Origin of the sequence: Sphingopyxis sp. BSNA05 (assembly GCF_013265645.1) — a bacterium.
Taxonomy (GTDB): Bacteria; Pseudomonadota; Alphaproteobacteria; order Sphingomonadales; family Sphingomonadaceae; genus Parasphingorhabdus.
The window spans coordinates 1-2176 of record NZ_PYIA01000138.1 but is presented as its reverse complement, the minus strand read 5'-3'; the positions used below and the strand labels follow the sequence as shown (position 1 = coordinate 2176).

Here is a 2176-nt window from a genome sequence, read left to right as displayed (position 1 = left end):
AAATACGGTTTCCCATTTCCGCCGGCGCAGGCTGGCTGGCGGACTGGAAGAGTTTGACCGGCGGCGCCTTTAACGAGGGTCGCACGCTGTCGGAACAGAGGGGGAGGCAGATCCTTGTTGCGTACTGGATCTGTCTCCCAACCCTCGGAAATAGTCATGAGCAGAATCTGCTTCGCAATCGGGTCCGGGGACCTGTTGACGAACGGTCTTCGGGGGGTCGCAGGCTGTCGTCCTATCCCCAGATCCTGGGGCGCAGGGCTGGTGCGCGCGTAATGTTTGCGTGCCAGTCCTGCAATTTTCCGTCAATCAGGATGCATATTTTACCGAGCAACCGTAAGGCCGCGCCTGGGCAACGCTTACCCTGGCGCCGGCCTTGATCTCCTTCAGCGCTGCCAGCACATGATTGCGGGCAGTTTTGATATCGGCGACATTCGCCGTGGGCTTGTCGTCTATTCCGCCCTGGTAGACCAAAGTCCCCGAACCATCGATGATATACATATGCGGCGTGGTCTTGGCACCATAGGCCTTGCCCACTACGCCCCTGGTATCGAACAGATAATGGGTGGACCGGATCTTCTGTTCTGCAATCAGCGCCTTTGCCTCGGCACCGGTCATGTGACCCTGTTTGCCCTTGGCGCCGCTGTTGATGGTCAGCCAGACCGCGCCCTGCTGGCGGGCGGCATTCTGGGTCGCCTGCATATTGCCGCTATTATAATGTTTGGCGACAAAGGGGCAGCCCGGATTGTGCCATTCCAGCACCACGGTCTTGCCGCGGAACTGCGACAGCTGCACCGTCTTGCCGTTCACGTCGGTAAGTTTGAAATCCTGGGCGATGGCACCGTTTCTCTGGGCCGCCGCCAGCGGGCTGGCCAATGCGATCGCTGCAATGGTTGCTGCAGTGAAGGCTGGAAAGTTTCGCATTGTCTGTCTCCGTTCGTGGGGGATGGAATCAAATGACCTGCCTTATACTGCCTTGCCCACGAGTTCTGTCAATGTTGCCACCGTGAGAATCTGCGGCAGGATGACCGGTTCTTTACCGGGCGCATAATAGAGATAGAGCGGTACGCCCGCGCGACCGTGTTTTTCCAGAAATCTGCTGATCACCGGATCAGGCCGAGTCCAGTCGCCCATCAGCACGGCGACGTCGGCGGCTTTAAAAGCCTCGGCGGTCTCGCTGCGCTGGATGGCGGCGGCTTCATTAGCCTTGCAGGTGATGCACCAGTCGGCGGTGAAATAGGCAAAGACCGGCTGGCCGGATGCCCGCAGCTCGCTCAGGCGTGTCTCGCTGAAAGGCTCGCTGGGCAGCGTCGCGCCGGAGGCATGGGCCAGCTTCTGTTCGTTCATTGCCTCTTTGCCGGGCAGGGCGATGATGCCGCCTACTATGGCGGCAACCATGGCTGCGCTGGTCAGCGCACCGCGCGACAGGCCCTTCATCTGGCCGCCGCCGAACCACCACAGGATCAGAGAGACCGTGAGCAGAAAGACCAGCGACAGACCCAGCGCATCGGTGCCGATCTGGCGACCGAGCAGCCAGATCAGCCCGATGCCGGTGAGGAACATCGGGATCGCCATGATCTTGCGGAAACTGTCCAGCCAGGGCCCGGGTTTGGGCAGCCGGCTGCGGATTGCCGGGACGAAGGCGATCAGGAGAAAGGGCAGGGCGAGGCCGACGCCCAGACCTGCGAAAATCACCAACGCGGCGATCGGTGGCAAGACGATGGTCGCGCCGAGAGCGGCGGCCATGAACGGGCCGGTACAAGGAGTGGCGACAAAGGCGGCCAGCGCGCCGGTCCAGAAGGATCCGGCGGCGCCGTCCTTCCGTGTGAGCTTGTTGCCGAAATTGATATTGGGCAGTTCGAACAGGCCAGCAAGGTTGAGGCCGATAGCGGTCACCAGCGCAAGCAGCACAAAAATGATCCGCGGGTCCTGCAGCTGGAATGCCCAGCCGACCGCCGCTCCGCTGGCGCGCAGACCGAGCAGAACTGCGCCGAGCGCTGTGGCAACCAGCACGACACCCGCCGTATAGGCCAGAGCATCGCGCCGGACGACCGCTTCATTGCCGCCGGCCTTGGCGAGGCTGATCGCTTTCAGGCTGAGTATCGGGAAAACGCAGGGCATCAGGTTGAGCAACAGGCCGCCCAATATGGCACCGCCTAGCGCGACAAACAGCAGCGAG

Annotated in this window: 2 protein-coding genes; both read right to left on the bottom strand. The window is 61.7% G+C overall.

The annotated features are described in order from the left end of the window. Window positions 1–306: 306 nt before the first annotated feature. Entirely contained in the window at window positions 307–921 is a 615-nt protein-coding gene (locus C8024_RS16245) for a thioredoxin family protein (protein WP_173207092.1), read from the bottom strand. Between the two features lie 42 nt (window positions 922–963). After that, the coding region (locus C8024_RS16240; RefSeq protein WP_173207089.1) for a protein-disulfide reductase DsbD at window positions 964–2176 on the bottom strand (1213 nt) is incomplete at its 5' end.